Here is a 24736-nt window from a genome sequence, read left to right as displayed (position 1 = left end):
GGGTCCGCCCTCACTTGTCGGGCGTCAGCGACTTCTCCAGCTCGATCTCGGTGTCGTTCCAGGTCTCCGCGGCCGTCTCCATCTTTCCCTGGAGGTCCTTGAGGTTGTCCTGGAGCTTTTCCCGCTTGACCCACCAGCTTTCGACGAAGTCGCCCATGGCGTTCTTCACCGTCTTGTGGCCCCAGATATCGCCGCCGTCCCAGAGCTCTTTCATGTTCTCGAGCTCGTTGAGGACCGACTTCAGCTGCTCCGCAGCGTCGTCGACGGCGATGGAGGTGACGACGAGGTCAGCCATCCGACGACTACTTGTTCAGCGCGTTGGCGAGTTCCTCGTCCGTCTTGCGGAGCGCCTCGGCGGCCTGCTTGAGGTACTCGCCGATGCCGTTCAGACCCTCCATGACCTGCTTGCCACCCTTGTCGAGCTCCTTGTAGGACTCGTCGAAGCGCTTGGAGGACTTGTCCGTGACATAGCCGTCCTGAACCAGGTTGTCGACCATCGACCGCAGCTGGTCCAGCTTGTGCTGCATGTCGTCGGCCTCCTGCTTCATGCGCTGGGAAGCGTCCTCCATCTGCTGGAAGGTCACGTTGATGTTGGCCATGATCGGTCCTCTCGGGTTGCCTCGTGGAAAACAGGGCGATCGTACATGAACCGGACACCCCCGGGGTGAATCTACGGGTGATTCCCTACACCGATCCCGGGACCCTTCGTTCGGGCAGGTGCACGGGGTCCGCGCCGGGGCCGCGCCAGCGGAATGTGGCCATGACCGCGTCGAAGAACTCGACCAAGGTCTCGGCCAGCCGCTCGGTGCCCCGGCTGCTCCAGCTGGTGCTGAAGGTGAGGACCAGCCAGTCGCCGTCGGCCTCGTCCCGCAGGACGACGTACGCGACCTGGCGTGTGGAGACCGTCGGCCGGTCGCCCTCACGGTGCACATCGTGCACCGTGTGCGTCAGCCGCGCACCCGGACGTCCGTCCAGGTCAACGGGCCCGCTCACCGTGTAGCCCGTGCCCAGCACGTCCGCCGCGACCACGGCCGGGTCCGCCCTCCGGTCGCCCAGGATCTCCGTCTCGGTGATCGACGCCGGTACGGCCATCCCGGCGACGGGCTCGGTCGGGAGGTAGACGACGCCGGGGGCGGTCCCGGCCGCTCCCGCGTGCTCCGGGCCCGCGTGCTCCGGGCCCGCGTGCTCCGGGCCCGCGGGGAACCGCGCCCAGCCCGGCGGCAGCAGGAAGGCCCACTCGTCGGTGGGCTTCCGGCGCGGCTGCGGCCCCGGCACCACCCCGGTCATGCCGCGGTCCGGACGACGCGCACCGCGGGCAGGAGCTCGTCGAGCAGCTCCAGCATCGCGGCGCCGAGCATGAGGTCCTGGGACCGCCACACGAGCACGGTGTCCACCACGACGTCGTCGTACTCCGCGCGCCGGCCGAGGCCGATGCTGAGCCAGCCGCCTCCGGAGAACTCACCGACGTCGAGGCGGGTCACCCGCACCCCGTCGCCCTCGGGCAGGTCGGGGTACTCGACGGTCGGCGGGCTCACGGGGTTGCCGCCGGTCGCACCGAGCGCGGCCAGCAGGCCGTCGTCGGGGTCGGCCGGGTCGCTCGCGCCGACGGCGACCAGCACCGGGACGGGGCCGCGGCCCAGCACCCCGAGCGCCGCGACGACACGGTGGCCCTCGGCCGCCATACCGTCGGCGAACGCCCGCAGGTTGGCCACGGACTCCGCGGCGGCCCGGTCGAGCGCGGCCCGTCCGGCGTCGTCGAGCTCGACGGGCTCTGCGGGCTCGGCGTCGTACTGCGTCCGGAGCGACTCCCGCACCGCGCCGAGGGCCTCGCGCTCCCAGGCAGCGACGTCCTCGGCGTCCTCGGTCGCGAGCGCCGGGACCACGATCCAGTTGTCCGGCGGCTCGACCCGCCAGGTCCAGCCGGGCAGGCCGGGTGCGGGCGGCGTGCTCGGCGCGGTCGGCGTACTCGATGTGGTCATAGGACCGGGTTCTCTCCGTAGAGGCCGCTGTAGTCGGCGTCCCGCCAGCCGTAGAGGCTCCAGCGCGGGTCGCTCGGGTTGAAGTTGGACGGATTGAGAAGGCTGAACGGCCGCATGGCCCAGGAGAAGGTGTAGGAGATGGGGCCGATGTACATCCAGGGCTTGATCGCGAAGCCCGTGACGCCGATCTGGCCGAGCGCGGACGTGATCTTCTGCACGTCCTTGATGTCACTGATGCCGATCAAGCGGTCCCAGCGCCAGGTCCCGCCGCCGAGACGGTCCATGAGCCGGCTCAGGTCCGTGGCGAAGTACTTCGGGTTGGAGAAGACCTGCCACCAGCCCGGCGAGACGCTGGTCTTGCCCGCGAAGTCCTGCCAGCCGCGCAGGTTCCGGCCCAGCGGCCCCAGCGTGATCGTCAGGTCGTTGATCCGGCGGGTCAGCTCCGGGCTGCGGCCGATGTCGACCATCCTGCGCAGCCACTCGCGGTCGCGGAGCAGGAACTGGAGCTGCCGGTTCTGGGTGCCGAAGGACCCGGCGCCCTTGGCCAGCAGCGAGGCCTGGATGCCCTTGAGCGAGCTTGCCATCTTCGCCGCGACACCGATCAGGCCGAGGCTGAGCACGCCGATGATGACGCTGAGCCAGCTCCCCTCCCCCTGGATCGCCAGGATGAAGCTGGCCGCCACCGAGACCACGGTGGCCACCACGCTCAGCAGCGTCAGCACGTTCAGCCCGGGGATCAGGATGCTCAGCACCGCGAGCGCCATGCCGATGTACATCAGGATCTCGACGAGCTTCTTGAGGAACTTGTTCAGCTTGTGCAGGAACGCTTCCCAGCCGCTGTGGTGCAGGCCGTCGTCGGCCCAGTTCTCGCGGATCTTGTTCGCCGCGGCGGTGGCAGCGGCGTCGAACCGGACCATGGCGGCTCGCGCCTTGGCCTTGGCCGCCTCCAGGTCGCCCTTGGCCTCGTTGATCTTGCCGGTGCGACTCTCGGACTCCTGCCGCTCCTTGTCGGTCAGCGGCGGGGCGTCGTCCGGCCGGTCGGCGTTCACCGGGTCGGGCAGGCCTTCGGCGCCCCGCTGGGCGGCGGCCGCGTCCTGGGCCGCTGTCAGCGCGAGGCCCGTCTCGGAGCGCGCGTACTCCAGCTCCGGTCGGAAGGTCCGCAGCGCGTCCCGGATGTCGTCGTACCGGCCGGACGCCTTGTTCAGCGCCTCGGCGCTCTCCCTGGACCGCTTGCGCATGGCGTCGGCGGCCTTGCCCTTGAGGAGGGTCTCGTCGCCGTCGCCGATCTTCTTGAGCAGCCTGGCCTGGGTGGACATCGCCAGCGCGATGTCCTCGTAGTGCTTGATCACCGGGTCCAGCCCGGCCACGTCGGCCGGGACGGGGTCGGAGTCGTAGTCGAGCAGATGCCATTCCCCGGCCCGGGTGTCGCCCATCGTCGTCCTCCTGCTGCTGGTCCAACTACTGCTCGTCGAACGACGCCGCGAGCTCGATCTCCAGGTTGTTCCACTGCTCCGCGGCCTGCTCCATCTTCTTCTGCAGGTCAGAGAGGTTGGTGGTGAGCTTCTCCCGCTTGACCCACCAGTCCTCGACGAAGTCGTCCATGGCCCTCTTGACGGTGTCGTGACCCCAGACGGTGCCGTCCTCCCACAGCTTCCCCATGTTCTTGAACTCGTCGACGATCGCCGCCAGCTGGGTGGCGGCGTCGTCGACGGCGACCGACGTGACTACCAGGTCGGCCATGGGACTACTTGTTCAGGGCGTTCGCGAGCTCTTCGTCGGTCTTGCGGAGCGCCTCGGCGGCCTGCTTGAGGTACTCGCCGATGCCGTTCAGACCCTCCATGACCTGCTTGCCACCCTTGTCGAGCTCCTTGTAGGACTCGTCGAAGCGCTTGGAGGACTTGTCCGTCACGTAGCCGTCCTGGACCAGGTTGTCGACCATGGTGCGCAGCTGGTCCAGCTTCGCCTGCATGTCGTCCGCCTCCTGCTTCATGCGCTGGGAAGCGTCCTCCATCTGCTGGAAGGTCACATTGATGTTGGCCATGACAGAACCCCTCGCTCGGGTGTTGGTCGTGCGCGGACGGACTCACGTACCCGGTAATCGTCATCAATCGGACTAACCGGACGGCGACGCGCGAGTGAACGGCCGGGGAACGGCACGCGGCGCAGCGACGACGGGCCCGGGGATCACCCCGAGCCCGTCGCAAACTCGATCAAAAAGCGCCCCTCACCTGGGGCTTTGTGCTCTCAGCAGTGTCCGAGGAAGGGCCGGTCCTCGAACCTCCGATCGAGGAACGCGATGACGCCGGGCGCCCCGGTCACCATCGTCGAGACGTGCTCGCCGAGGTGCCACTCCCACTGGACCTCCGCGCCCGCCGCGCAGTACTCGTCGCGCAGGGTCCGTGCCTGGCCCGGGGCGACGATCTCGTCGAGCGTGCCGTGGAAGAGCCGGATCGGGACGTCGGGCGGGTTGGCGCCGAGCCGGTTCTCGTCGAGACGGGCCTGCCACTGCGGCGACCGCAGCGGGTTCGTCGTCGTGAACATACCGATGTCCTGGAACGCGTGCGGCAGGGTGGCCTCGACGCACGCGTCCTTCTCGCGCTCGTAGGTCTCGCGGCCGCGTTCGTTCAGGTAGGACTCGAGGTCCAGCTCGGGGTAGGCGGCGTCGAGCCCGTAGGCCGCGAACAGGAGGAACCCGAACCCGACCTTTCCGTCGAGCCCCTCGGCGACCTCGGTCAGGTCGGCGGGCACACCGCCCGCGGCGACGCCCACCAGGTCGAGCTCCGGCGCGTACTCGGGCTGCAGCTCACCTGCCCACATCGCGCCCCCACCGCCCTGCGAGTACCCGGAGAACGCGACCTTGCCGCCGGCCTCCAGCCCCGTGGCCGGCAGATTCGTCGCGGCTCGCACGATGTCGATGACGGTGCGCCCCTCGGACTGGCCCACCACGTAGGTGTGCCCGCCCGGCGTGCCGAGCCCCTCGTAGTCGGTCACGACCACGGCCCAGCCTGCCAGCAGCATCGGCTCGATGAACGGTCGCTCGTAGTCGAGCCAGCGCGACGGCGCGCACGTGTCGCCGACGCCGCGCGTGCCGCTCGCCACCGAGACGATCGGCCGCGGACCCTCACCACGCCACGGCGTGTTCGGCACCAGCACCCGGCCGGTCACCGGGATGTCCTGCCCGGTCGCGTTGGTCGAGTGGTACATCACCAGGTAGTTGCGGGCGGTGAGCTGCCGGGGCTCCTCGCGCCACCGGACGATCTCACCGTCCGCCCCGTCGGGGAGCGGGGTGGGCGGGGTGTAGAAGTCGTCGAGCGGGACAGCCTGGTTGGGGATGGCAGGGACGTCTGGGACATCGGAGGTGCCGGAGGTGCCGGAGGTGCCGGAGGTGCTGGGCGCTGGCGAGGGCTGGTCCGCCCGTGCGAAGAGGTCGGCGGGGGCGGGCGACTCGTCCGCCGTGGCCGGAGCAGCGGCCACCGCGGGGAGAGCGAGTACGGTCAGGGCAGCGACGACGGCAGCCCAGCGCAGCCGGGGACGACGTCGGCCGGGCTCGGGCGCAGCGGACGGCACCCGGGCCGGAGCGGCAGGCGGGGCGGAGGACGGCGGCGCGGGCAACTCTGCAGGCGGGATGCCGGGTGGGCCTGCCGGCGAGGGCGCGGACGAGGCGCGCGAGTCGTGCGAGTCGTTGACGAGCGGCATCGGATCTCCTCGGTGAGGTCCTCGGGCGCTCGGCGCTGAGCGACCGGGCCCGCGGGCGGGCCGCTACTGACTGTAACCGCAATAGCACTGACAGGACAGGCCCACTCCGGCTCAATGACTCCGGCTCAATGACTCCCGTGTCATGACTTCGGCCAGTTGCACTGAGACCGGTCGGTCAACTGACCGCTCTCAGTGCAACTGGCCGAAGTCGGTGGCAGTCTCGCGCCGGCCGGGTGGTTAGCCCTTGGCCGGGGCCGTCGCCGCCGACGTGGTCGTCTCGGCGCGCTCCACCAGGTCCGCGACGAGGGCGGCCAACGGAACGAGGACCAGGTTGCCCAGCAGCATGGTGCGCAGGAACGGCAGGCCCGCCACGTAGCTCGCGAGCAGGCCGTCGAGGGTTGACGGGTACATCCCGTCCAGCAGCCACACGCCGAAGTTGGTCCAGGCGAAGAACCACAGCGAGCCGACGACGCCCACGCCGAGCGCGGCCGCGTACCGGCCGGGCCCGCGCAGGTGCCGCGCGAGGATCGCACCGACGCCCACCACGGCCCACGCCGACCAGGTGAACCACATGATCTGCGTGTTGCCGAGCACCGCGTCGCTTACCGCGACGACGACGAACGGCACCACGGCCGCCCACCGGTTGCGCAGCAGGAGCACGGCGAGAAAGGTCGCCGCCGTCGCGATCTCGAGGTTCGGCGGGGCGCCGAGACCGGGCGCGACCAACCGCCACACCACCGCAGCGGCCAGCACGAGCACCACGGTCGCCGGGCGCCACCAGCGGTGGGCCAGCTCCTGGACCGTCAGGTCGCGGGCGGCCAGGTCACCCTGCGGGCCGCCGGCCAGGTCACCGCGCGGGCCGTCGGCCAGGCCGCCCCGCACGTCGTCGGCCGGCTCGCGGGCGTGCGGATCGCGCCCGCGGCGGTCGTCGGCGTGCGACGCAGCCCCGCTCCGGGTCGCACCAGAGCGGGCGCCGTCGTCGGACGGGCTCAGAACGTGTCGATCGTCCACGTGATCTCCTGACCGTCCTCGGTCTCCAGGGATCCCGCGCCCACCTGCGCGGGCTCGCCGTCCACGGACAGCGACCAGAACTCGTTCTTCGAGTCGTCGGCGGCGCGGCCGTTGATGGCGGTCACGAAGGCGTTCTCGCCCTCGCCGGTGACCTCCGCCGACGGGTCGGCCTCGAGCAGCAGCTCCAGGGCGGTCGCGCCCGTGCGGCCGGGGTAGCTCAGGGTGTCCGCTTCGGCCGACGACGACGGGCCGGCCGTCTCGGCGTCCGACTGCTGGCTCAGGGTCGCGGAGACCATGGTCTCCGGCTCCGCGGTCGTACCGCCACAGGCGCCGAGCAGGCCGGCGACGAGAAGAGCGGTGGCCGCGGAGGCGACTGCCGTCAGCGAGCGGCGAGAGGTCGTGTTCACGCCGGCCAGTCTAGGTCGGGGCACGCCGTACGGCGCCGCCGTCTCAGGCGGCGGGCGCCCGGTGCACCGGCCGCCTCAGGCGTCGATCCGGGACCGGTCCAGCTCGGCCGCGCCGTTGATGAGGAACTCCTTGCGGGGCGCCACGTCGGTGCCCATGAGCAGCTCGAACGCACGCTCGGCCGCCTCGGCGTGCTCCGCGGTGACCCGGCGCAGCGTGCGGTGCCGCGGGTCCATGGTGGTCTCCGCGAGCTGGTCGGCGTCCATCTCGCCCAGACCCTTGTAACGCTGGATGTCCGGCTTGTAGCGCCGGCCCGCCTTGTCGAGCTTCCGGAGCGTGGCGCCCAGCTCGGCCTCGGAGTAGGTGTAGATGTACTCGTTCTTGCGCCGGCCGCTGCCGATCACCTCGACGCGGTGCAGCGGCGGGACCGCGGCGAACACGCGCCCGGCCTCGACCATCGGCTTCATGTACCGGTAGAACAGCGTCAGCAGCAGCGTGCGGATGTGCGCGCCGTCGACGTCGGCGTCGGTCATCATGATGATCTTGCCGTAGCGGGCCGCCTCGATGTCGAAGGACCGGCCGGAGCCCGCGCCCAGCACCTGGATGATCGCGGCGCACTCGGCGTTGCGCAGCATGTCGCTGATCGACGCCTTCTGGACGTTCAGGATCTTGCCGCGGATCGGCAGCAGCGCCTGGAAGTCGCTAGAGCGCGCCAGCTTGGCGGTGCCGAGCGCGCTGTCGCCCTCGACGATGAACAGCTCGGAGCGCTCCACGTCGTTCGAGCGGCAGTCCGCGAGCTTGGCAGGCAGCGAGGAGGTCTCCAGCGCGTTCTTGCGGCGCGAGATCTCCTTCTGCTTGCGGGCCGTGATGCGCGCGCGCATCTCGGCGACGATCTTGTCCAGGAGCAGCGAGGCCTGTGTCTTCTCGTCGCGCTTGGTGGAGCTCAGGAGGGCCTGGATCTCCTTCTCGACGACGCGGGAGACGATCTGGCGCACCGGTCCGGTGCCCAGCACCTCCTTGGTCTGCCCCTCGAACTGCGGCTCGGCCAGGCGCACGGTGACCACGGCCGTGAGGCCCGCGAGCGCGTCGTCCTTCTCGATGCGCTCCGCGCCGTCCTTGGTGGAGACCTTGAGCTTGCGGGCGTTGGCCTCGACGTTCTTGCGGATCACCTTGAGCAGGCCCTGCTCGAAGCCCGTCAGGTGGGTGCCGCCCTTGGGGGTCGAGATGATGTTGACGAACGAACGCACCTCGGTGTCGTAGCCCGTGCCCCAGCGCAACGCGATGTCGACCTCGCACTCGCGCTGCACCTCACGCGGCGACATGTGGCCGCGCTCGTCCAGCACCGGCACCGTCTCGGTGAAGTTGCCCGAGCCCCGCAGGACCCAGGTCGCCGTGACAGGGGCGTCGGGGGCCAGGAACTCGACGAAGTCAGCGGCGCCGCCGGTGTGCTTGAAGGACTCCTCGTGGGGGCCGTTCTCGCCCGGGGTGCCGGGCAGGCCGCGCTCGTCGCGGACGACGATCTCCAGGCCCGGCACCAGGAACGTGGTCTGCCGGACGCGGGTGACCAGCTCGTCGTAGCTGAACACCGCGGACTTGGGGAAGATCTGCCGGTCGGCCCAGTAGCGCACGCGCGTGCCGGTGCGGCCGCGCGCGACCTTGCCGACGACGGCGAGCTCGGAGTGGTCCACGAAGGGCTGGAACGCGGCGTCCGGGCTCGGCCCCGACGCGGGGTCGGAGAACATGCCGGGCTCGCCGCGGTGGAAGGTCATGCGGTGCGTCTTGCCGCCGCGGTCCACCTCGACGTCGAGGCGCGAGGACAGCGCGTTCACCACGGAGGCACCGACGCCGTGCAGACCACCGGACGCCTGGTAGGAGCCGCCGCCGAACTTACCGCCCGCGTGCAGCTTGGTGTAGACCACCTCGACGCCGCTCAGGCCGGTCTTGGGCTCGATGTCGACCGGGATGCCACGGCCGTCGTCGGACACCGTGACCGAGGTGTCGGCGTGCAGCACGACCCCGATCTTCGTGGCATGGCCACCCAGGGCCTCGTCGACGGAGTTGTCGATGACTTCCCAGAGGCAGTGCATCAGGCCACGGGAGTCGGTGGTCCCGATGTACATGCCGGGACGCTTACGGACCGCCTCGAGACCCTCGAGGACGGACAGGTGGCGAGCGGTGTACGACTCGGACGTTGCGGTCACGGCGACAGCGTAGACGAGGTCACCGACAACCCACGTCAGGCGCCCCGGGAGAACGCTGGAAGAGCTGACCGAACGGCTGTGTGACAGCAAGATTCACCCGATGACAGAAATTACCCTTTCAGCGCAATTGGGGGCGGAAGGGGACCAAAACTGTGAGCCACGCCGCTATGCTCGCAGCGAACCGCCCACCCGGGCCGGCATGAACCGCGCGAGCGAATGGTTGGATGGAGATGTGACGACCTTGACGACCGAACCGCTCACCGCCCTCGACCGCTGCGACCGCTGCGGCGCGCAGGCCTACGTGCGCGTCGTTCTGCCCGTGGGCGAGCTGCTCTTCTGCGGCCACCACGCGCGCGCACACGCGTCCGCCTACGCGGACGTCGCCACCCATGTCCAGGACGAGACCGACCGGCTCCACGCGGAGCACGGCCAGGCCTGACACCCAGGCCGGACGACCACCGGACCACACACGCCGACAGACCGACGCCGGCGGTGAGCCACCCCGAAGGGTGACCCACCGCCGGCGTTGTCATGCCCGCACCCGGGGCCAGGGCCGGAGCCCGGGCGAGACCGTCAGCCCGCCGCGAGCTCCGCCACCTCGGCGGCCGACAGCGCCCGGTCGAAGACCCGGACGTCGTCGACGTCACCGCGCAGGTGGTCCACCTCGTTCCCGCCGTACTGGCCACGACCGATCACCAGCGGCCCCTGCGTCTCGGGTGCCGTGCAGACGTCCTTCGTGGCCACCCGCTCGCCGTCCACGTAGAGCGACAGCTCCCCCGTCGCGGCGTCGCGCACGCCCGTGAGGTGATACCAGCGGCCCGGCTCCGGCTTCTCGGGTGACAGCGCCCGCGCCCCCACGAAGCTCATGGCCCAGCGCTGGTCCTGCCCCGAGTACTGCAGGAAGAACGCGCTGTTGGCGCCGGTGTCCTGGCTGACCACGGTCTGGAAGCCGCCGTCAGCCACGTCGAGCCTGGCCCACGCCGAGACGCTGTAGGAGCCGTCGGTACGCACCAGGGTCTGCCCCGTGTCGGCCTCACCCGAACCGTCGAACGACAGGGCGCCGCCGGCCACGCCGTCGGCCCAGGTGGTGCCGGTCAGGGTCGCGTCGGCGTCGCCCACGCCGTCCGCGGCCACCGTGCCGGACCCCTCGTCGAAGCCCCAGGCGTGCACGCCGGTCGGGCCCGGTGTCCCGGGGTCGACCACGGGCGGTTCCGCGCCCGACCCGTCCGCGCCCGCGATGACCGCGTCGTTCACCTCCCGGACCTGGCCGAAGTCCATCTTCTCGACCTGCCGGTCATAGGTGAGGAAGCCGTTGACCTCGTGCTCCACGTCGGTGATCTGCGTGTAGATCGACCCGCTGATGCCGCACTGCTGCGCCGACGTGAGCACGTCCTGCGTGTTCTCGACGTAGCGCCGGGTGAGCGTGGCGACGTCGGGCGTCATCTCGTAGGCGTGGCCGTCCTCGAACCACATGTGCCCGTCGACCTCCAGGCCGAAGCCGCCGTGCTCGCCGTCGATCGACGCCCGGGTGGCGTCCGGCACCGGCTGGGCCGGGCCCACGTACTGGTGCCAGTCGATGATGTCGCCCGCGCCGCTGTCGCCCAGCGAGTCGCAGCAGTTGACGCCGGAGTGCGCGTTGACGAGCCGGGTCGGGTCCTGCGCCTTGACCTCGCGCGCGATGCGTCCCGTCGCCTCCTGGGACCACTCGCCCCAGCCCTCGTTGAACGGGACCCAGCCGATCACCGAGGTCCAGCTCTTGTTCTGGTCGACGATCTCGTGCAGCTCGCGCTCGAAGCGCTCCTGCGCCTCGACCGGCGGCCGGCCCGTCTTCATCGACGGCATGTCCTGCCAGACCAGCAGGCCGAGCCGGTCGGCGTGGTAGAACCAGCGGTCCGGCTCGACCTTGATGTGCTTGCGCACCGTGTTGAAGCCCAGCTCCTTGTGCTGCTCCAGGTCGAACGCGAGCGCCTCGTCCGTGGGGGCGGTGTAGATGCCATCGGGCCAGTAGCCCTGGTCGAGCGTGGACAGCAGGAACACCACCTCGCCGTTGAGGGTGACGCGGTTGCGCCCGTCCTCGCCCGGCGCGATGCCGATCTCGCGCATGCCGACGTACGAGCCGACGGTGTCGACGACCTTGCCGCGCGCGTCGCGGACGCGGACCTCGAGGTCGTAGAGGTACGGGTCGTCGGGCGTCCACAGGTGGGCGCCCGGCACGCGCACGGAGAGCTCGTCGCCGACGGCCCCGGTGGCGCGGGCCGCGAGCCGGCCCTTCGTGCCCGCCGTGCTCTCGTGACGGACGACGACCTCCGCCGTGCCGCCGTCGGCCGCCGCGCTACCCTCGACGGTCAGCGCGATGGTGCTCGTGTCGACGTCGGTGGTCATGTCCAGCCGGGTGGCGTGGGCCGCCGCGACGGGCTCCATCCAGACCGTCTGCCAGATCCCGGACGCGCCCTCGTAGAAGATGCCGCGGTCCGGGACGTTGCGCTGCTTGCCGACGGGCTGCCAGGTGGCGTCGGTCCGGTCGGTGACGCCGACCAGCACCTCCTGCGGGCCCGACGCCGTCAGCGCGTCGGTGACGTCCGCGGAGAACCGGCCGTAGCCACCTTCGTGGTGGGCCACCTCCCGCCCGTTGACCCAGACCGTCGCGGTGTGGTCCACGGCGCCGAAGTTCAGCACGGTCCGCTGGCCGCCGGTGCGCCAGGACGCCGGGACCTCGACCGTGCGGCGGTACCACATGTGGTCCTCGTGCCGGTCGATGCCCGACAGCTCCGACTCCGTCGGGTACGGGACCAGGATCTCCTCGGCGAGCGTCTGCCCGAACGGCGGCGCCTCGCCCTCAGCGGCGCCCGCGAACTCCCACAGGCCGTTCAGGTTCGCCCAGCGGTCCCGGACCAGCTGCGGGCGCGGGTACTCCGGGAGCGCGTTGTCAGGCGTGACCTCCTCGGTCCACGGCGTGGGCAGGTGGGCGTCGGTGACGGGCCAGGTGGCCTGGTCGGTGCTCTGGCCGGTGGCTGACGGCGCCTCGGCCTGGTTCGCCTGCGGCGTCGCCGCCGGCGCCGACGTCCCCGGCACGACGGCGAGCACGGCGCCCGTGGCGATGGCCAGGACCGCGGCGCCCAGCCGCCGTCGGCGGACCGTGGGACTGGCCGAAGGGCTGACTCGTCGGCGGGTCGACTGGCGGGCCGGCTGAGCGTCGGACGGGCTGCGGTGCGACCTTGCTAGCGACATCGGCGTCACCTTCCTGGTCCCGGAACACGGTAGGCATCACGTCAAGCAACACGGCAGGCATCGTTGCCAGGGGCTACCGTAACGTCCGGGCGCGGCACCGCCTAGGGTGTATTCAGGATATTTCTATTGAATTCACCCCTGCTCGACGGTGTTCCCGCCTCACTTCCGTGCGGTCACGGTGTGCGCCCAGGACCCGCGGAACCCGAGCTCGGTGCGCCAGCCTTCCGCGGTCTTGGTGAGCGTGCGGGTTCCGCCCGTGGTGGAGACCGCCTGCATCGTCTTGATCTGTCCGCTGGAGTACCGCGCGGTGACCTTGACGGAGCGGACCCATGTGAGCTTGAAGACGCTCCTGGCCTTCGCCTGGGTCAGGACGCCGGTCCACGACACGTACGGGTTGCCCGGCGCCTGCCGGGAGTACGGGTCGGCGACGTGCCGGAGGTGGGACTGGGCCGCCGTCCCGAAGGCATCCTGGTTGTTGGTGGTGCCGGAGAAGCTGCCCCCCCGGCCCGACGACGCGAAGTAGGGCGTCTCGGCGATCCCGTCCGACGCGTTGCGCACCACCGTGACCGTGCCGGTGGCGTCCTGCCGGGTGGCATCCACGGCCGCGCGCCACGTGGCTCCCGCCTCGCCGCCCTCCTTCTTCCAGCCGGTGTAGTTCTGGCTGCGGGTGTCGTCGTAGAGGTGGCAGTCGCACGAGGCCTTCAGGCCCGCGGTCTTGGCGAGGATGGCGTAGTTCCGCGCGACGACGGCCTGCGCCTGGAGGGCCGCTGCTCCCCCGTAGCCGCTCGTGCCCCACAGCGAGGCCATCTCGTCGAGCCCGTAGAGGTACTCGTCGTTGATGACGACCTGGTTGACCACGTTCGGCAGGGTGCCGGGGCTGCTGATCCGCAGGCGGCCGTGGCGGTAGGTGCCCTGCGCGCCGGACACGCTGACCGTCCCCGCGGTGCCGTCGGGGTCCCAGTAGTCGGTGCCCGTCCACTCGAGGTAGAGGGCCGGGCGGGCGCCGAACTTCTGCCGCACGACGCCGTTCTCCGTGATCCGCGCGGTGACGCCGGCCGACGTCCGGGCGATCAAGATCCTGTGGGCCGACGTGCCGGTGGCGAGCTGCGTCCCGGCGCCGTCCAGGAGGCGCCAGGACCCGGCGGACAGACTCAGGGTGGTCGTGGCAGGGTCGCCCGAGCTGCCGAGCACCTGCACGTCGACCGACGTACGGGGGTTGTTGGCGGTGCTCACGGTCGCGCCCGGGTAGTAGTAGCGCAGGATCTGCGCGGCGGAGCTGCCGCCGCGCGCCATCTGGTAGGCGCCCCACTGCGCCATGCCGACGCCGTGGCCGTAGCCCGAGCCGGCGATCGCCCACGAGCCCGGCACGACGGTGACGGTGAGCGTCGAGCTCGTCGCCTTCGTGGTCTTGAAGCGGTACTTCGTCGTGGCGGACGGCTTGACCGCCGTCGACGCCTTGCCCGAGAGGTTCGTCGTCACGGTCTTGACCTGGACCCAGGCACCGTTGCTGTACCGCTGCAGGTTCACCTTGACCCGCTTCTGCGCCCGGCCGTTGTAGCGGTAGACCGCCGAGAGGGTCTTCGAGACGGTCGCCGTGGTCGTCGTCGTGCCGGACGCGCTGAGCGTGTATCCGGCCGCCGCAGCGGGCACCGTGAACAGGCCGACCGCGAGGAAGGAGGCGAGGACGGCCGCGATCACCCGGGCGAGAAGGGCTGCGGGAGCGGCGCTGTTCGAAGGGGACACACCGGGCACGCTCCCATACGACGACGCCGGGCGGGTGCCCTTCCGAAGAAGATCACCCGCCCGGCGTCGGTGGTGCTCGTCCTGACCCCCACTCAGGTCAGGACCGTGCGTGCTCGTCGGTCGAGGGTCAGTCGAGGTAGTCGCGCAGCACCTGCGACCGCGAGGGGTGGCGCAGCTTCGACATCGTCTTGGACTCGATCTGACGGATGCGCTCACGCGTCACGCCGTAGACCTTGCCGATCTCGTCGAGCGTCTTGGGCTGGCCGTCCTGCAGGCCGAACCGCATGGAGACCACGCCGGCCTCGCGCTCCGAGAGGGTGTCGAGAACCTGGTGCAGCTGCTCCTGGAGCAGCGTGAACGACACGGCGTCCGCGGGGACGACCGCCTCGGAGTCCTCGATGAGGTCACCGAACTCGCTGTCGCCGTCCTCACCGAGCGGGGTGCTCAGCGAGATGGGCTCGCGCCCGTACTTCTGGACCTCGACCACCTTCTCGGGGGTCATGTCCAGCTCCTTGGCCAGCTCCTCCGGCGTGGGCTCGCGGCCCAGGTCCTGGAGCATCTGGCGCTGGACGCGGGCCAGCTTGTTGATGACCTCGACCATGTGCACGGGGATGCGGATGGTGCGGGCCTGGTCGGCCATGGCACGCGTGATCGCCTGCCGGATCCACCAGGTCGCGTAGGTCGAGAACTTGTAGCCCTTGGTGTAGTCGAACTTCTCGACCGCACGGATCAGACCGAGGTTGCCCTCCTGGATCAGGTCCAGGAACAGCATGCCGCGGCCCGTGTAGCGCTTGGCCAGCGAGACCACGAGACGGAGGTTGGCCTCCAGGAGGTGGTTCTTGGCCCGCTTGCCGTCGTGCGCGATCCACTTGAGGTCGCGCTCGAACCGGCGTTGGTCCTTGTCGTTCCGGTCGAAGTCCGTGGTGGCCAGACGCTCCTCCGCGAACAGGCCGGCCTCGATGCGCTTCGCGAGCTCGACCTCCTGCTCCGCGTTCAGCAGCGCGACCTTACCGATCTGCTTCAGGTAGTCCTTGACCGGGTCTGCGGTCGCACCGGCCGTGACGACCTGCTGTGCAGGCTGGTCGTCGTCGTCCCGGTCGGAGACGACGAAGCCGGAGCTCTCGTCGCCCTCCTTGACCGTCTTGCCGCCACGGCCACGAGTCGTCTTGGTGACGGTCTCGGGACCGGAGTCGGTCTCGTCCTCGGGGTCCTCGACGGCGACGCCGTCGGGCTCGATGTTGTCGTACTTCGACTTGCCCCGAGCGGCAGGCTTCTTCGCGCCGGCCTTGCCCGCCGGCTTCTTGCGCGTGCTCGTCGTCGCCTCGTCATCGTCATCGTCGACGTCGTCGAAGTCGAGATCGACGTCGTCGGGCATGTCGTCGTCCTTCGGCTTCGCCGTGGAGCGCGCCGGGGCCGACTTCTTGGCGGTCGTGGTCTTCGCCGCCGTCGCCCGGGTGCGCCGGGCCGGCTTGGCGGAGGCCTCCGCCTCGTCTGCGGGCGCCTTGGCGGCGACCGCGGTGGACCGGGTGGCCGATGCGGCGGCCACCTTGGTCACAGTGGGGAGCCCCACCTGCACACCGGCGTTGGCCAGTGCGCGCAGCACCGCCTTCAGCCGCTTGGCGTCACCGACCTGTGCCGTCTCGCATGCACGCCGGAAGTTCTCGGCGTCGACCGAGCCGTCGGCGGCACCGCGAGCGAGGAGCTCCTGCAAGGCAGGATGCTCGAACTCACGGGGCAGGTTGTCGCGTGCAGGGACAGGAGCGATGTCCTGGGGGGCTTTCAGCGGAGTGGGCGCCACAAACCGACCTTTCGGCATTCGAGGGGGCGGTGTACTGCCGGCGGGGCCGTCACTGGACCTTCTTCTTCCGCCGGCGAACATATATATTGTACCGTCGGCCTCCCTGTACCCCGCGACGAACGCGGTGATATGGGCAAAGTCAGTGCGAAGTCACGTCGGGCGGGACCACCCCGCGGGGTTTCAGATTTCGCGTGCCCAGAGTCAACGAACCGGGTGCCCGCACCATTCCCGATCCGGCGAAGATCCGGCGAATCTGCCCAGGACCAGGCGTAGGACGGCGGCCGGGCAGGGCCCCGTCAGGGCTCCAGGTCGGAACAGCGACCGGCACGGCTGACCGCACGTCCAGGCAGGACACGGCCGGCACACGGGTGGGGCACCGGTGGGGCGCAGGTGAAGCACGGCCGAGGCTCGGGCTCGGCTGTTCAAGCCGCGCTCGGGCCAGGGTCGTGGAGCTCGGGCCAGGGTCGTGGAGCTCGGGCGGGCGCGGTCCGGCCGGGCTCAGCCCGTGAGCTCAGACCTTGACGGCCAGCACGGGGCACGGCGCCTCGACGAGGATCCGCTGCGCACCCGCGCCGAGAATGAGCTTGCCGACGGGGCTGCGCCGGCGCAGACCGATCACGATGAGCTCGGCGCCGGTGCTGGTCGCGGTGCGGATCAGGTCCTCGGCGAGGTCGCCGGTGCCCTCCTCGACGCGCAGGTCGACGCCGGCCGCCGCGCCGCTCGCCAGCTCGTCGAGCTCGGCCCGGCACTCGTCCACGGGACGCTTCCCGCTCGTGACGACGACCAGCGGGGCCTTGCGCTCCCGGGCCTCGGTGACGGCGGTGCTCAGGGCCTCCTGGCCCTCGGGCGTGGCGAGGTGTCCGACGACGATCGTCATGTCAGCCGACGCTACCCCACACCAGGCCCGGGTCCGTGCCGCACACGGCAGGCGGATCGCACCCGGGGCGCCTGATCCAGGTCTGTTCACGCGGCGAGATCACCCGGCGGGATCACCCGACGCGTTCACGTCACGCGTTCACCCTGTGGTCCATCCATGAGCGCAGCCGGCAGGCCTACCCCGTCGCCACTGTGCCTGGTTCCGTCGACGTGCCCTGTTCCGCCACGGTGCCGGCCCCGCCATGGAACAGGGTCCGCTCCCGCCGCACCCAGCCTGGCGGCACTCCCCCGACGACCGCGCTGCGGAGCAGGAGCGCCAGGCGATAGTCGGGGTCCACTCCGAGCGCGTCCGACACCCGCTCGACCGCCAGGCCGCCGTCGCCGTGCCACCAGGCGATGAGCGCCAGCAACAGGTACGCCGGGGCCCGCCGGTTGCGGGGCACGTGCCGGACGACCGCCTCCAGCACCCTCCGGGCCGGCAGGGTGCGGTCCTGGTCCGGCGGGATGCCCCGCTCCGGGTCGACGATCTGGGCCATGACGGCTCCCGTGGCCAGGTCGGTGTCGCCGTCCGCCTCGCGGCGCGCCGTGCGCAGCGCCGTCTGCTCGGTGCCCGGCACGAGGCTGAGCAGCACCGCGTCCCGGACGGGTATGTCCGCGAGCGCCGCCCCGATCTTGCCGAGGTCGACCGGGGACAGCGGCACAGTGTGCCCCGGCTCCGCGTCCGCCACGGCGCGCACCGCCGAGCGCCACAGGCCGAGGCTCTGCGCGCCCCAGTCGGCGAGCTCCCGCTGGGCCTGCTCGGCCCGCGTCACGACCGACGCGGCGCCGGTGCGGGCGGCTCGCCGGGCGGTGGTCCGGGCGACGCTCCGGGCGGCCTCGCGAGCGGCGCTCGCGCCACGCCGCGGACCCGTCTGCCAGCCCGTCTGCCAGGCCGGCTGCCAGGCCGGCTGTGCCCCGGACTGCCCGCCCGGCCGCGCGTCCGGCACCGCGACGTCGAGGGGGCCGCCGCCGTCCGGGAACCGGGTGCGATGCCGTAGGCGCCGGTAGGTGTCGGTCCAGCGCGCGGCCGCGCGGCGCGCCTGCGTTCGGGCGGCGTCCGGCGCGGGGCGCAACGTGTACCGCTCCTCGCGGGTGCCGGCCACGGTGCGGCCCTCCAGCACCATGTGGGCGGCGACACGGCTGCCCTTGAGCACGGCGAGCGGCCGGCCCTCGGCCGGGCAGCAGAGCGGGTCCGGGCAGTCGAGCGCACGGAAGCCCGTGGGCGCCACGAGCCACACCTCGGTGCCCGGCAGCCGCCGGTCTATCCGGGCCCGGAGCACGTCCGCGGCCCGGCGTGCGGCCCCGCTCGGCGCGGTGGCGTCGGAGGCCGTGTACAGCACCACGACGGCTCGGTCCGCGCCGTCGGCCACCAGGTGGTCGGTGAGCCAGCGGGCGGTGGCGCCGCCGTCGGGCCCGGCCGGGTCGCCGGGCCGGCGCAGGCGGAGGTCGGCCAGGTCGACCCGGGCCACGAGCCCGACACGCTGCCGTGGGCCCGTCAGGCTCACCACCACGACGGACTCGACGGGCTCGAAGCCGAGCCGGTAGGGGATGTACGCGAGGAGGTCCTCCGGCCCGGCCACCCGGACCACGCGGGCGTTCGACACCGCCGGAACGCGTCCGCGGTCCGGGACGACGGTGCCCGGCGAGGCGCCGCCCCTGGGTGTCGTTCGGTCGGGGACGTCTCGGGCGGAGAAGTCACGTGCCGATAGATCACGGTCCGAGGGATCAGTGTCGGCGAGGCTGTCGGGGAGGCTGTCGGGAAGGCCATCGGGAAGGCCGTCGGAGAAGCTGTCGGCGAGGCCACCACCAGGTAGGCCGTTGTCGGAGTTCGGGACGTCGGGGTTCATGTCGACGATCCCAGCCCGCCGGCGCGCCGCGAGCGCGCCCAGGAGGGCCGTGTGGACAACAGGCTTCCTGTGGTCGCGCTCGCGACCGCACGGTTCCGTCGGGAGGGTCCGTCAGGGGGGTCTGCCCGATGGCCCTTCGCGGGGGTCAGCCACGCAGGTCCCGGCCCGGTGCGATCCGCCCGCATCACCGCACGCTGTCGCGGCCCCGCCCGGTGCGGCTACGGTGTGCGCGTGTCCCGCTTCGCCACAGCCCGCCGGACGGCCGCGCTCGCCGCCGCCGTGGGGCTGGCGTTCGCGACCGCGGGCTGCGGGGACGAGACCGGTGCTGCGACCGAGCAGGCCGGCGCGGGCAGCACCGCGACGGGCACCCCTGGGCCGAGCGCGGCCGCGACGGGCGGGCCGACCGAGCTGCCGACCTTCGACCCCTCGTCCGCGGTGGCCACCTACGCGCAGGGCTTCCCGCCCGACCTGTTCCCCGTGCCCCAGGACGCCACGCTCCTGGCGTCGTCGGCCCAGCCCGTGGCCGAGGCCAAGGGGTCGAAGACCAAGGGCGTCCCGATGACGCAGGTCACGCTGAACCTGTCGTCGAGCCGTTCCACGGACCAGGTGGTCGGGCAGGCGAGGAAGATCTTGACCCGGCAGGGCTTCAAGCAGATCTCGGCGCCGGACGCGAGCGGCCTCACGGCGCAGACCGCGTTCGTGCGGATCACGAAGACCAGGTCCGGCGAGGTGCAGGAGTCGCTCGTGGTCGGCGTGCTCGACGACGGCGAGCGGCGGCTCTGCTCGATCAGCGGCACCGTCCGCACCCCATAGGCTGGTCCCGTGCCAGTCTCACCTGCCCGTACCAGTGCCCTGAGCCCCGCAGCCCTTGTCGACGCCGAGCACCTGCGCGCCGACGTCGACGCAGCGGTGACCGCCCACCTCGACCGGTTGACGGCCGAGGTCGGTGCGATCAGCCCGAGCGCGGAGGCGATGGTCGAGGAGGCCGCCGGGCTGCTGATGGGCGGCAAGCGCCTGCGGTCCGCGTTCTGCTACTGGTCGTTCCGCGCGCACGGTGGTTCCGCCGACCCGGCCGACCCCGCCCGGATCGCGACCGTCCGCGTGGGCGCCGCGCTGGAGCTGTTCCAGGCCGCGGCCCTGCTGCACGACGACGTGATGGACAACTCCGACACCCGCCGCGGTCGTCCCACCGCACACCGGGCGTTCGCCGCGAAGCACGTGGGCGCGGCCTGGTCCGGCGAGCCGGCCCGCTTCGGCGACTCCGCCGCGATCCTGATCGGCGACCTCGTGCTGCTGGCCGCCCAGCGGGAGCTGTCGGCCGCGCTCGAAGCCCTGCCGTCGCCCGTCGCCGCCGCGACCCGCGCCCGCTTCGACGCGATGCAGAGCGAGGTCGTGGTGGGCCAGTACCTCGACGTGCTGGTCCAGGCCGAACCGTGGGGCCAGGACCCCGCCGCTGACGAGGAACGTGCCCGCGACGTGCTGCGCGCCAAGACCGCAAGCTACTCCGTGGCCGCGCCGCTCGCGCTCGGCGCGCTGCTGGCCGGCGCCGGTCCGCGGGCCGCGGCCGACATCGAGGCGGCCGGCCTGCCCCTGGGCGAGGCGTTCCAGCTCCGCGACGACGTGCTCGGCGTCTTCGGCGACCCGGCCGTCACGGGCAAGCCTGCCGGCGACGACCTGCGCGAGGGCAAGCGGACCGTGGTCGTGGCCCGGACCCTGGCGCTGCTGCCCGACGCAGAGGGCCCCGAGGCGACGGTCCTGGTGTCCGCGCTGGGCAACCCGGACCTGACCGAGGCGGAGGTGGCGCGGGTGCGCGAGGTCATCGTGGCTTCCGGCGCCCTGGACGCCGTCGAGCAGCTCATCACCGACCTCGCGGTGCGCGGCCACGCACTGCTCGACCTGGCGGACCTCGCCGAGCCGGGACGCGGCCTGCTCACCGACCTGGCCCACGCGGCAGTCGACCGGGCGGCCTGAGTCCACCAGCCCGGTCGCCGGCCCAGCCGGCGTCCGGTGCGGTCACCACGTCCAGAGGGTGACCTCTTCGCCCTTCTTCAGCTTCTTCCCCGCCGCGGGCTCGGTCTCCTTGACGCCCTCGCCGAACAGCTCGCCGAAGCCGCGCACCACCGACGTGTAGCCGGCCTCCTCGAGCAGTGCCTGAGCGTCCTCGACCGACAACCCGACGACGTCGGGCACGGTGCCCTCCTCGCCCCGGCTGACCACGATCGTGACGGTGCTGCCCTGCTCGGCGCCCTTCCCGGCGTCCGGCTTGGTGCGGATGACCGCACCGGCCTCAACCTTCTTGTCGGACTTGTCCTCGCGCGCGACGTCGAATCCCTGCGCGGTCAGCGTGTCCGTGGCGTCGTCGGCCGACAGGCCTGTCACATCGGGCACGGTGACCGGCGGCGCGCCGTCCGAGACGGTGAGCCGCACGGTCTCGTCCGTCGGGACGGAGCCGCCCTCGCGGACGGAGGCCCAGATCACCTGGTTGCGGACCACGTCAGCGGAGTACTCGCGCGAGACCTCGACGTCGACGAGGCCGACGTCGCGCAGCGCGGCGCGTGCCTCCTCCTCGGTCATGCCCACCAGCCCGCTCGGCACCTCGGCCAGCTCAGGCCCCAGCGAGACCACCATGCGCACGGGCTCGTCGCGCAGCGTGCGCCGGCCCTCGTCCGGAGCCACCGAGATCACCTCGCCCTCGGGCACGTCCGAGTCGTGCTGCTCCACGCTGGAGGGCGTCAGCCCGGCCTCGGTGAGCACTTCCTCGGCCTGTGCCTCGGTGACGCCCACCACCCCGTTGGGGACCACCGCGTAGGCGCCCGGACCCTGCTCCGTGTACCACCAGGCGCCGAACAGGACCACGACCAGGGCCACGGCCAGCGCGATCTTGCCGCCGAACCGGGGCCGCCCCGCGGGTTGCGCCGGCGGCTGCGGCGGCTGCGGCGGTTGCTGGGCCGTCCAGCGCCCGGCGGGCGGCCGCTCCACCACGGCGGTGCGCGCGGCCTTTACCGCGGCCGACGACGGCGGGGGTGCCGCCTTCGCGGGGATGTCCAGCACCTCGTTGGGGATCTGCCGGAACGTGCTGCGCAGCAGGTCGAGCGCTACGGCGGCGTCGGGCGGGCGCCGGTCGGGGTCGCGCGCCGTCATCGCCCGGACCAGCAGGTCCAGCGGTCGGCCCAGGTGGCCGGCGAACGCGCTCACGGGCGGCACGTCCGTGTTGACGTGCGCGTAGGCGACCTGGATGGGCCCCTCGCCCTCGTGCGGGAGGCGGCCCGTGAACAGCTCGAACGCGAGGATGCCCACGGCGTACACGTCGGCACGGGCGTCGACGTGCCCCGTGGCGATGGTCTCGGGCGCGAGGTAGGCCACGGTGCCCAGCACGGTGCCCGTCGTCGTGTTCGACACCTCGGAGATGGCGCGGGCGAGGCCGAAGTCGGCCACCTTGGGACGGCCGGTGCCCTCCTCCAGCAGCACGTTCTCCGGCTTGATGTCGCGGTGCACGATCCCCTTGGCGTGCGCGGCGGCGAGCGCCGAGAGCACCACGTCGAGGACGGCGAACGAGCGGCGGAGCGTGAGGTCGCCGTCGCGGATGAGCTGGCGCAGGTTGGTGCCCGGCACGTACTCCATGGTCAGGTAGCGCATGTCGCCGTCGGTGCCCTGGTCGTAGACGGCGACGACGCCGTGGTGCTGCAGGCCGGCCGCGGAGCGCGCCTCGCGCTCGAAGCGCTGCCGGAAGCTCGCGGCCTGCTCCCCCTCCGCCAGGTGGGGGTGCATCACCTTCAGGGCGATCTCACGGTTCAGGCGCGTGTCGTGCGCGCGGTACACCGTGGCCATGCCGCCGCGCGCCACGCGCGCGACGATCTCGTACCGCCCGTCGACGAGGCGGCCGATGAGAGGGTCTGCCGTCACCTGAGCCACGGGTGGGAGTGTACGGGTGACCGCCCACGCCCTGGCAGGAACCCGCATACCGGACAGCGGGCCGTTGCCGGATCGTTGCCGTGTCACGGTCTCGCGCCCGGTCGCCTAGGCTTGCGCCGTGACAGATCTCGACACCCTCGTGGGCGACTGGCTGACCCTTCCCGACCTCGCCGAGGCCCTCGACATCGAGGTGGGCAAGGCGCGCGGGCTGGTCAGCGACCGGCACGTGATCGGCATCAAGCGCGGGGAGCGCACCACCTTCCAGGTCCCGGCCCTGTTCGTGCTGCCCGACGTCGAGGGCCGCCCCGGCGTCATCCCCACCCTGCGCGGCACGATCATGGTGCTGGCCGACGCCCAGTTCACCGAGCCCGAGATCCTCGAGTGGCTGTTCACGCCGAACGACGAGCTCGGCGAGCGCCCCGTGGACGCGCTCATCCACGGCAAGCGCGCCGCCGTGCGCCGCGTGGCGCAGACGCTGCTCTGACCGTCCGGTGGGCCGGTCCTCCGGCCCACCGGCCCACCGGCCCACCGGCCCACCGGCGCGGCTACCGCCGCAGCATCTCCGCGACCTGGAAGGCCAGCTCCAGCGACTGCTGGTGGTTCAGGCGAGGGTCCACGAGCGTCTCGTAGCGCAGCGCGAGGCCGGCGTCGGAGATCTCCTCGCTGCCGCCGAGCACCTCGGTGACGTCGTCGCCCGTGAGCTCCATGTGCAGGCCGCCCGGGACGGTGCCCAGCGCCTTGTGCACCTCGAAGAACCCGGCCACCTCGTCGAGCACGTCCGTCAGCCGGCGGGTCTTGTAGCCGCTGTCCGACGTGATCGTGTTGCCGTGCATGGGGTCGGTCACCCAGGTGACGTTCGCGCCGGACCAGGTGACGGCCTCGACGAGGGACGGCAGCACGTCGCGGACCTTGCGCGCGCCCATGCGCGTGATGAAGGTGAGCCGCCCGGGCACGTTCTCGGGGTTGAGCCGCTCGGTCAGTGCGAGGGCGTCGTGCGGCGTCGTCGTCGGACCGAGCTTCACGCCGATCGGGTTGGCGATCCGGGACATGAAGTCGACGTGGGCGCCGTCGAGCTGGCGCGTGCGCTCGCCGATCCACAGGAAGTGCGCGCTGGTGTCGTAGGACCTGCCCGTTCGCTGGTCCGTGCGCGTCAGCGCCCGCTCGTAGTCGAGCACCAGCGCCTCGTGGCTCAGGAAGAACTCCACGGAGCGCAGCGCGTCGAAGTCGGCGCCGCACGCGTGCATGAACCGGATGGCACGGTCGATCTCGTCGGCCGTCTTCTCGTACCGCGCGTAGGCCGGGTTGCTCATGAAGCCGCGGTTCCACTCGTGCACCTGCCGCAGGTCGGCGAAGCCGCCCTGTGTGAAGGCCCGCACGACGTTCGCCGTGGCCGACGAGATCCGGTAGGCCTGCTCCAGCCGCTCCGGATCGGGGATCCGGGCCTCGGGTGTGAACGGGAAGCCGTTGATCATGTCGCCCCGGTAGGCGGGCAACGTCTCCCCGTCGCGCGTCTCGGTGTCGCTGGAGCGCGGCTTGGCGTACTGCCCCGCCATGCGGCCCATCTTGACGACGGGCGTGCTCGCGCCGTGGGTGAGCACCACCGCCATCTGCAGGATGGTGCGGATCTTGTTGCGGATGCGGTCGGCGTTCGCCTCGGCGAACGTCTCCGCGCAGTCCCCGCCCTGGAGCAGGAACGCCTCGCCCCGACCGGCGGCGGCGAGCCGCTCGGTCAGGGTGTCGGCCTGTGCGGGCACCACGATGGGTGCGGCCTGGGCCAGGCGGCCGGTCGCCGCCGCCAGCGCGGCCGGGTCCGGCCACGTGGGCTGCTGCCGCGCCTCCAGGGTGCGGAAGTGGTCCAGCCCTGCCTGGCCGGTGGCCCCGGCGGGCCCAGCAGGCCCAGCGGGACCTGCCGGACCTGCCGGATCGGTGACGGTGCTCATCGGCCCGCCACCGGTGCCAGGGAGGCCAGGGAGGCCAGGGGTGCCTGTGGTGCCCGCACGG

The 24736-nt window shown here is 71.9% G+C and carries 22 protein-coding genes; 4 read left to right on the top strand and 18 right to left on the bottom strand.

From position 1 onward, the window contains the following. Window positions 1-10: 10 nt before the first annotated feature. From ACH47X_RS09140 to ACH47X_RS09090, 11 genes are all read right to left on the bottom strand, one after another. A complete protein-coding gene (locus tag ACH47X_RS09140) occupies window positions 11-295 on the bottom strand; it encodes a hypothetical protein (protein WP_020014344.1) in 285 nt (94 codons plus the stop codon). Window positions 296-302: 7 nt separating this feature from the next. Beyond that, complete coding sequence (locus ACH47X_RS09135) at window positions 303-599, bottom strand: WXG100 family type VII secretion target (RefSeq protein WP_020014340.1); 297 nt, start codon at window positions 597-599, stop codon at window positions 303-305. 85 nt (window positions 600-684) lie between these two features. Then, on the bottom strand, window positions 685-1287 hold the full coding sequence (locus ACH47X_RS09130) for a hypothetical protein (protein ID WP_397403459.1): 603 nt from the start codon (window positions 1285-1287) through the stop codon (window positions 685-687). After that, entirely contained in the window at window positions 1284-1979 is a 696-nt protein-coding gene (locus ACH47X_RS09125; protein ID WP_397403457.1) for a hypothetical protein, read from the bottom strand. The genes ACH47X_RS09130 and ACH47X_RS09125 overlap by 4 nt, the downstream gene beginning before the upstream one ends. Further along, window positions 1976-3412 (bottom strand): hypothetical protein, encoded by a 1437-nt coding sequence (locus ACH47X_RS09120; protein ID WP_397403455.1) that lies wholly within the window; start codon window positions 3410-3412, stop codon window positions 1976-1978. The genes ACH47X_RS09125 and ACH47X_RS09120 overlap by 4 nt, the downstream gene beginning before the upstream one ends. 25 nt (window positions 3413-3437) lie before the next feature. After that, window positions 3438-3719 (bottom strand): hypothetical protein, encoded by a 282-nt coding sequence (locus tag ACH47X_RS09115; protein WP_121383829.1) that lies wholly within the window; start codon window positions 3717-3719, stop codon window positions 3438-3440. Window positions 3720-3723: 4 nt separating this feature from the next. After that, window positions 3724-4020 carry a WXG100 family type VII secretion target gene (locus tag ACH47X_RS09110; protein WP_121383830.1) on the bottom strand — a complete coding sequence of 99 codons (297 nt, stop codon included), beginning with the start codon at window positions 4018-4020 and terminating at the stop codon, window positions 3724-3726. A gap of 203 nt (window positions 4021-4223) precedes the next feature. Beyond that, window positions 4224-5675 (bottom strand): lipase family protein, encoded by a 1452-nt coding sequence (locus ACH47X_RS09105; RefSeq protein WP_397403452.1) that lies wholly within the window; start codon window positions 5673-5675, stop codon window positions 4224-4226. 237 nt (window positions 5676-5912) lie between these two features. Continuing rightward, window positions 5913-6686 carry a DUF6580 family putative transport protein gene (locus ACH47X_RS09100; RefSeq protein ID WP_397403450.1) on the bottom strand — a complete coding sequence of 258 codons (774 nt, stop codon included), beginning with the start codon at window positions 6684-6686 and terminating at the stop codon, window positions 5913-5915. Further along, window positions 6665-7093: a DUF4430 domain-containing protein gene (locus ACH47X_RS09095; protein WP_397403448.1), complete on the bottom strand. Its 429-nt coding sequence runs from the start codon at window positions 7091-7093 to the stop codon at window positions 6665-6667. Before ACH47X_RS09095 ends, ACH47X_RS09100 begins: the two co-directional genes overlap by 22 nt. 75 nt (window positions 7094-7168) lie before the next feature. Next, window positions 7169-9292 (bottom strand): DNA gyrase/topoisomerase IV subunit B, encoded by a 2124-nt coding sequence (locus tag ACH47X_RS09090; RefSeq protein WP_036969902.1) that lies wholly within the window; start codon window positions 9290-9292, stop codon window positions 7169-7171. Window positions 9293-9491: 199 nt separating this feature from the next. Between ACH47X_RS09090 and ACH47X_RS09085 the strand changes: the two genes are divergently transcribed. Then, window positions 9492-9731 (top strand): DUF7455 domain-containing protein, encoded by a 240-nt coding sequence (locus ACH47X_RS09085; protein ID WP_051109391.1) that lies wholly within the window; start codon window positions 9492-9494, stop codon window positions 9729-9731. A gap of 134 nt (window positions 9732-9865) precedes the next feature. Here ACH47X_RS09085 and ACH47X_RS09080 read toward each other — a convergent pair whose 3' ends face one another. The 5 genes from ACH47X_RS09080 to ACH47X_RS09060 form a co-directional block, all read right to left on the bottom strand. Then, on the bottom strand, window positions 9866-12520 hold the full coding sequence (locus ACH47X_RS09080) for a LamG-like jellyroll fold domain-containing protein (RefSeq protein ID WP_397403446.1): 2655 nt from the start codon (window positions 12518-12520) through the stop codon (window positions 9866-9868). Between the two features lie 159 nt (window positions 12521-12679). Then, entirely contained in the window at window positions 12680-14263 is a 1584-nt protein-coding gene (locus tag ACH47X_RS09075; RefSeq protein WP_397403444.1) for a SpoIID/LytB domain-containing protein, read from the bottom strand. 127 nt (window positions 14264-14390) lie between these two features. Continuing rightward, window positions 14391-16079 (bottom strand): RNA polymerase sigma factor, encoded by a 1689-nt coding sequence (locus ACH47X_RS09070; protein ID WP_397403442.1) that lies wholly within the window; start codon window positions 16077-16079, stop codon window positions 14391-14393. A 493-nt stretch (window positions 16080-16572) separates the two neighbouring features. Then, on the bottom strand, window positions 16573-16938 hold the full coding sequence (locus ACH47X_RS09065; protein WP_020014331.1) for a universal stress protein: 366 nt from the start codon (window positions 16936-16938) through the stop codon (window positions 16573-16575). Between the two features lie 175 nt (window positions 16939-17113). Further along, entirely contained in the window at window positions 17114-18580 is a 1467-nt protein-coding gene (locus tag ACH47X_RS09060; protein WP_397403440.1) for a DUF4192 family protein, read from the bottom strand. A gap of 474 nt (window positions 18581-19054) precedes the next feature. Between ACH47X_RS09060 and ACH47X_RS09055 the strand changes: the two genes are divergently transcribed. Continuing rightward, window positions 19055-19636, top strand: coding sequence for a hypothetical protein (locus tag ACH47X_RS09055; RefSeq protein WP_397403438.1), 582 nt, complete (start codon window positions 19055-19057; stop codon window positions 19634-19636). Window positions 19637-19645: 9 nt separating this feature from the next. Then, the gene (locus tag ACH47X_RS09050; protein ID WP_397403436.1) at window positions 19646-20794 is read left to right on the top strand and encodes a polyprenyl synthetase family protein; all 1149 of its coding nucleotides are present in this window, start codon (window positions 19646-19648) and stop codon (window positions 20792-20794) included. 42 nt (window positions 20795-20836) lie between these two features. Here the strand turns inward: ACH47X_RS09050 and pknB are convergent, their stop codons facing one another. Next, window positions 20837-22735 carry a Stk1 family PASTA domain-containing Ser/Thr kinase gene (pknB, locus tag ACH47X_RS09045; RefSeq protein WP_397403434.1) on the bottom strand — a complete coding sequence of 633 codons (1899 nt, stop codon included), beginning with the start codon at window positions 22733-22735 and terminating at the stop codon, window positions 20837-20839. 118 nt (window positions 22736-22853) lie between these two features. On the opposite strand from pknB, the gene ACH47X_RS09040 reads away from it, so the two are divergent. Continuing rightward, the gene (locus ACH47X_RS09040) at window positions 22854-23219 is read left to right on the top strand and encodes an Rv2175c family DNA-binding protein (RefSeq protein ID WP_397403432.1); all 366 of its coding nucleotides are present in this window, start codon (window positions 22854-22856) and stop codon (window positions 23217-23219) included. Window positions 23220-23280: 61 nt separating this feature from the next. Here the strand turns inward: ACH47X_RS09040 and ACH47X_RS09035 are convergent, their stop codons facing one another. After that, a complete protein-coding gene (locus tag ACH47X_RS09035) occupies window positions 23281-24675 on the bottom strand; it encodes a class II 3-deoxy-7-phosphoheptulonate synthase (RefSeq protein ID WP_397403430.1) in 1395 nt (464 codons plus the stop codon). Window positions 24676-24736 lie beyond the last annotated feature (61 nt).

Origin of the sequence: Promicromonospora kroppenstedtii (genome assembly GCF_044389675.1) — a bacterium.
GTDB classification, from domain to species: domain Bacteria; phylum Actinomycetota; class Actinomycetes; order Actinomycetales; family Cellulomonadaceae; genus Promicromonospora; species Promicromonospora kroppenstedtii.
The sequence above is the reverse complement of the archived record's forward strand: the minus strand, read 5'-3'. Positions and strand labels throughout refer to the sequence as shown.